The sequence below is a fragment of the Dysgonomonas gadei ATCC BAA-286 genome (genome assembly GCF_000213555.1).
GTDB classification, from domain to species: Bacteria; Bacteroidota; Bacteroidia; order Bacteroidales; family Dysgonomonadaceae; genus Dysgonomonas; species Dysgonomonas gadei.
The window spans coordinates 304462-310672 of sequence record NZ_GL891984.1 but is presented as its reverse complement, the minus strand read 5'-3'; the positions used below and the strand labels follow the sequence as shown (position 1 = coordinate 310672).

Below are 6211 nucleotides of genomic sequence, written 5' to 3'. Positions count from 1 at the left end.
TTTTACTTCCGTACCGCGACTGCTTACACAAATCAGGGAATGCAGGTCTCAAAAAAGTCTCAGGCAGCTTGAAATGCGCTTCCAGAGATACGATATGGTCATCTGTGACGAGTTTGGATATGTCTCTTGTGATAAGGAAGGAGGAGAACTGCTCTTTAACCATCTGTCCCTAAGAGCCGGTAAGAGGTCTACAATCATTACAACAAATCTTGCTTTTGACAGATGGGGGGAAATAGTAAAGGATAAAGTTCTCGTGGCTGCCATGGTAGACAGACTCACGCATAAAGCATATCTTATCAATATGAATGGACAATCTTACAGAGTTAAAGAAACTAAAAAAATGTTACAATCTAATGAGGAATAAATATCTTTAACCAATCTCGTCCGAGACACTTAGTGGTATACTTTTCAATTACTAAGTGGACTACTTTTCAATTATATTATACAACAAGGTACATTACATTGCCAGGCAGAGCGTGTTGGATACCGTAGAGAGCCAAAGACTGAAGTTACAGACTCTATAACCGCGCGGGAGATCGTCAATGCCGGATTATATGGTATAGACTATCAGAGCAAGTTCAAGAAAGTACCGCCTTGTCCGGGAGCGATCAACTTCACTGGATGTACTAATATTCGTATCCGGGACATACAGGTTGTTGAATCTTCTTTCTGGTCGGTACACCTGCAATGGTGCAACAGAGTATCTGTTGACGGTATATATATCATATCCGATCCTCACAATGGCGTTAACGCGGATGGTCTGGATATTGACGGTTGCAGCAATGTGACGGTCAGTAATTGCCGGATTGATACCGGAGATGATGCCCTGTGCCTGAAAACAACCCGCCAGAACGGGAAAACTCAACCCTGCCAATATATTACCATCAGTAATTGCATTCTGACTTCCTCTTCAGCAGCCTTGAAGATAGGGACAGAATCACACAGTGATTTCGAATATATAACCGTATCCAACTGTGTAATCAACCGGGCCAACCGGGGGCTAAACATCATCGTCCGCGACGGAGGCACTGTGCGCAATGTGATCTTCTCTAATATGACTATCAATACTGTACGCAAAGAAACATTCTGGTGGGGAAATGGCGATCCTGTCTGGTTCACGATACAGAAGCGCGGGAACATTCCCTCAGCCGGAAACATAGAGAACATTACGCTTAGTAACATCATTGCCTACGGACAGAGCGGTATCCGGATGGAAAGCTTCAGTAACCGGATGAAAAATATCCGCCTCCGCGACATACAGCTATTTATGGAACCGGAAGACGCTATTGATAAAAGATCACGTAACGGATTCCTGTTTCATGGCGTAGATGAACTATCCCTTGTCGATTGTCTTGTACGCTGGAACAAAGACAAACCGGAGAAGCTCTGGGAAAGCGCTTACCTTTTCAGGGAAATCAACGATTTGACCCTGATAAGGGTGAAAGGAGAGAAAGCGCCGGATAGTCAATATGAGACTTTCAGATACGAAGGCTGTGAAAAGCTAACTATAGACAAGTAATCAATCAGAAAAGCTATATTTATGAAAATTAAAGCACTTTTGTTTATCTTATGCGCCATCTCCCTGTTAGGTGCCTGCAATAGTCCGAAAACAGGCGAGAGCACCTATAACATTATAGATTATGGTGCTAAGGGAGACGGAAAGACCGATGATGCCACAGCAATACAGGCAGCTATTAACGCATGTTCTCAATCGGGTGGCGGCACAGTACTTATCCCCGCAGGACATACTTTTATGTGCAGTCCCTTTGAGCTGGCTTCATATGTCGAACTCCGGTTGGAATCCAATTCCCGCCTGCTCGCCAATCCTGATGAGACGGTATATACACAAAGTGCTTTCCGCGACAACCGGGGCGAAGGCATGATGTGGATACACGGGAAAGATCTGAAAGAAGTCTCCATTACCGGAACGGGTACGATTGACGGGAACGGCATCGCATTCATGGGAAAAGAGTTGGAAGACTCTTATGAACTGAAGCCTGTGACCGACTTCGATCCCCGCCCGCATGTATTGACTCTCATCAATGTGGAGAAAACCGTGATAAGAGATATTACCATCCGCAACAGTGCCTATTGGACTGTTCACCTTATCGGCTGCAACGATGCTTCCATCGATGGCATCACCATACTGAACGACCTGAAGATACGCAACGGCGACGGCATCGATATAGACCATTCCAAGAACGTACGCATTGCCAACTGCCATATCGAGTCCGGTGATGATTGTATATGCCTGAAAAACCGGCGGGAGTTCGAAGAATACGGTTCTTGCGAGGACATTGTTGTAACAAACTGCACTATGATCTCCCGTTCGTGCGCCATCAAGATAGGGTCGGAGAATATGGATAAAATCAATAATGTACTGTTCAATAACTGCATTATCAAGAACAGCAACCGTGGCATAGGCATCCAGAACCGCGACGAAGGAACTGTCACCAACGTAATATTCTCAAATATGATCGTGGACTGCATGTTCTTCTCCGATGTATGGTGGGGAAAAGCCGAACCGATTTACATCACCTCTTACCCACGTGCCATAGGCAATCATAAAGATGCAGGCTGGCGTTTCCCGAAAGGAGCTACCGAAGGCCGTTGCGGAGAAGTAAGCCGTATCTATTTCTCGAATATCAAATGTACCAGTGAGAACGGTATCTTTATAGGCGGAGATACTCCCGACAAAGTCAACCATATTTATTTCAAGGATGTAGACCTGCTATTACAGAAACGTACTGCATACGAAGGCGGCATATACGATAAGCGCCCGTGCGACGGCGAAGGCTTTATCCGTGATAAGACTTACAGCTTCTACATAGATACGGCATCTGATATCAGACTCAATGACTGTAACATTACGTGGGGTGACATTCGCCCCGATCACGCGGCTGAAGGCATCAAACAAAAGAATGTCCGCAATTTAAAGATCAACAATTAAGTAGCAAACAGGTCTGTGACCTTAAGATAAGGCTTATGAGACAATACATTATATTCACTATACTTTTACTATGCGGACTTTCAGTCCACTCTCAACCGACGCTAGAACAAACCGGAAGTATTTATTACGCTTATCCCTCTCCTCCTGAGGTTTATACTCCTGCACCGGAAGGATACGAACCGTTCTACATCAGTCACTATGGCCGTCATGGTTCCCGCTGGATGACATCGGACGAACGTTATATAGAAGTCCTGCACGTTTTCGATTCGCTTTATCAGCGTTCCGAATTGACTCCGCTGGGCATAGATGTCCGTAAACGCCTGCAACAAGTATGGGAAGACGCCCGGGGCAAGAGCGGTAATATAACCCCTCTGGGTGAACGGCAACAACGTGAAATAGCCGGGCGGATGTACCATAATTTTCCTCAGGTATTCCGCGGAGATGCATATATTGACGCCCGTTCGTCCACCTCGCTACGCTGTGCCATGAGTATGAGTTATTTCACAGAACGTCTGAAAGAACTGAACCCTGCATTGCACGTAGACCGGAGGCCTTACCAGCGATATATGGATTATATCGCCTACACCTCACCGGAAGGAGAAAAGTTTTCTTCTGAAAAAAGACCAGCTCCATGGAGACGCAGTTTCCGTGATTTTGAGAAGAAAAACGTTCGACCGGAACGCCTGATGGCTTCACTATTTGTAAATCCCGATGCAATAACAAATCAGGATGCCCTTATGCGTGGAATCTACTGGATTGCAGCCGATATGCAGAATGTAGACATAGATGTTACTTTCTATGACATCTTCCAATACGAAGAACTAGTCGGCATTTGGAAAACGGTAAATGCACGCATGTATGTCTGCAATGCCAATGCTCCGCTTAATGGTGGTTTGATGCCCCGTTGCGCCATACCTTTACTACGCAATATAGTGGAAAGTGCGGAAATCGCTATAAAAGAAGGAACTCCCGCGGCCGATCTCCGTTTCGGACATGATACGCACCTTATCCGCTTGCTTGCACTGATGCAGGTCGAAGGATGTAGTAATAAGGAGACCGATATGGAAAAATTCCATCTCGCCTGGCAGGATTATCGTGTTTCTCCTATGGGAGCTAATCTGCAACTTATCTTCTTCCGTAATAAGAAGAATGAGATATTGGTAAAACTTCTTTTAAATGAAAATGAAGTAAATTTACCGTTAAAGAGCCATACCGCCCCCTACTATTCATGGGAGACAGTTAAGGCATTCTTTAAAGAGCAATTAAAACAGGAAGAGGCCGAAGTACATCCGGCTACCCATAGCCCGCTCTCTGAAGATACGGACTATTAAAGCGACGAGTGTGAGATTATCACTCTTAATCAACTTTTATCCGCCTGCTTTTGAACCTCGAAACCAACAATAATTTATATTAATTAACTATATATAGTTAAAAGGTAACAAAAGTAACGGAAACAATTAAAAATTAAGAATGAATAATTAAGAATTGTGTTTTTGTTACTTTTTCAAAAACCTGACAAAGTTGACACTTTTGCAATGTTTTTCATTGTTACCTTTCCAATTAAAAAAAGTAACAAAGGTAACACTATTTTCAGTTAACAGTTAGCAGTCATCAGTTAACAACTGGTAAGATATAAAAACTTTGCGCCTTTGCGCCTTTGCGTGAAACAAAACAAGGCGCCAGCCAACCCGTAACTTGTAACTGTCCAAAGGGCCAAGTAACTCGTAACTGTTAAAAGGTTACACATGTATCAGTCATCAGTTAACAGTTAGAAGCCCTTTATACTTATTACTCAATACTTACTACTTTGAAAAGGTAACAAAGGTAACACTTTTTCTACCTATTACTTTTTAGCCTCTCTGTAGCCTCCCTTTGGAGAGAAACAACGTTCGACGGAACGAAGTGTAGTCAATGGAGGGGCCATTCCAATCTGTCAAAGAACTATCAGCTGGCGGCTAAAGGCTATCAGCTAAATACATAGATAAAGTTTTTAATATCTGATTCGCTTTGGCAATATTTTTCAGACAAGCGCCCTCTCCAGATCGCTAATTAAGTCTTCGGCATCTTCCAGACCTACAGATAATCTAAAAAGTCCGTCTCCTGCAAAATCATTCCATGATTCCAGTTGCTGAGGAGTTGAGAATTTAAACGAAGTTTTTAATAATTCATTGCTATCCAGATAGAAGATCAAAGAACGATGATGACCGAGCGAAACTGCATAATGAATTATTTGTAATCTCTCCACAAATTTGCGGGCCTGTGACCTTCCGTTATCTATCTGGAACGTAATAATTCCCGAGAAATTTTTCATTTGCCGCTTTGCCAGTTCATACTGAGGATGTGACGGCAAACCCGGATAAAATACACGCTTAACTTTCGGATGTTTCTCCAGATATGCTGCAATTTTGAGAGCATTCTCCTGATGAACCCGCATACGAAGAGGAAATGTAGCTAAACCTCTTAATATCAGCCATGCGTTAAACGGGCTCAATACTCCGCCAAAACGGATGGCTGTCTTTTTCCTTAAAGGAACCAGATTTTCTTTACTACCCAGAATGACTCCGCCCAAAGCATCACCATGTCCGCCTAAATACTTGGTAAGTGAATGTATCACAAAATCGGCACCTAATGCCAAAGGTTTCGTAGCGGCAGGTGTCGCGAATGTTGAATCTACAGCCAACTTCGCACCCGCTTCCCGTGCAATTTCCGCCACGGCGGCGATATCTGTAAGGCGTAGCAGGGGATTGCAGGGTGTCTCTATATATATCAGGCGGGTATTTGATTTGACAGCCTCTTTCAGAGACTTCAGGTCGGAGGTATTCACTTTTGTGATTTCGATGTCCAACCCGGGAATCATTTCATTCGTCAATTCAGCAAGGGCTGCATAGGCTACATCACTTACAATCGCATGGTCTCCGGCCTTCAGCAAATGGAAAAGTAATGCGACGATGGCACCCATCCCGCTCGCAAAGGCAACAGCCGTTTCGGCCCCCTCGCAAATAGCCAGTTTTTCCTCCAGTTGATGAACGGTAGGATTACCCCAACGGGAATAAAGCCATGAGTCATTTTCGTCAAGACCTTCAACGGAAAATCCGGCGTCGGCATCTGTAATAAAAGTTGTGGACATTATTAGATTCGGGGAAGAAGCTTTAGTCACAGGATCGGGAAATTCCCCTCCATGAATTGCTTTGGTTTGCTCTCCCGCATTCAGTAAAAAATCAGATTCTTTAGACATATTCTTCTCTTTTATGTTACTCCGTA

Annotated in this window: 5 protein-coding genes; 4 read left to right on the top strand and 1 reads right to left on the bottom strand. The window is 44.0% G+C overall.

Annotated elements, in window-relative coordinates; genetic code table 11:
* From HMPREF9455_RS12540 to HMPREF9455_RS12525, 4 genes are all read left to right on the top strand, one after another.
* The coding region (locus HMPREF9455_RS12540; RefSeq protein WP_006800079.1) for an ATP-binding protein at positions 1 to 364 on the top strand (364 nt) is incomplete at its 5' end.
* Positions 365 to 439: 75 nt separating this feature from the next.
* Positions 440 to 1519: a glycoside hydrolase family 28 protein gene (locus HMPREF9455_RS12535; protein ID WP_083820970.1), complete on the top strand. Its 1080-nt coding sequence runs from the start codon at positions 440 to 442 to the stop codon at positions 1517 to 1519.
* A 21-nt stretch (positions 1520 to 1540) separates the two neighbouring features.
* A complete protein-coding gene (locus HMPREF9455_RS12530; RefSeq protein WP_006800077.1) occupies positions 1541 to 2950 on the top strand; it encodes a glycoside hydrolase family 28 protein in 1410 nt (469 codons plus the stop codon).
* Positions 2951 to 2985: 35 nt separating this feature from the next.
* Positions 2986 to 4281 carry a histidine-type phosphatase gene (locus HMPREF9455_RS12525; protein ID WP_006800076.1) on the top strand — a complete coding sequence of 432 codons (1296 nt, stop codon included), beginning with the start codon at positions 2986 to 2988 and terminating at the stop codon, positions 4279 to 4281.
* Positions 4282 to 4970: 689 nt separating this feature from the next.
* On the opposite strand, the gene HMPREF9455_RS12520 is transcribed toward HMPREF9455_RS12525, so the two are convergent.
* Positions 4971 to 6185 carry a trans-sulfuration enzyme family protein gene (locus tag HMPREF9455_RS12520; protein WP_006800075.1) on the bottom strand — a complete coding sequence of 405 codons (1215 nt, stop codon included), beginning with the start codon at positions 6183 to 6185 and terminating at the stop codon, positions 4971 to 4973.
* Positions 6186 to 6211: the final 26 nt, after the last annotated feature.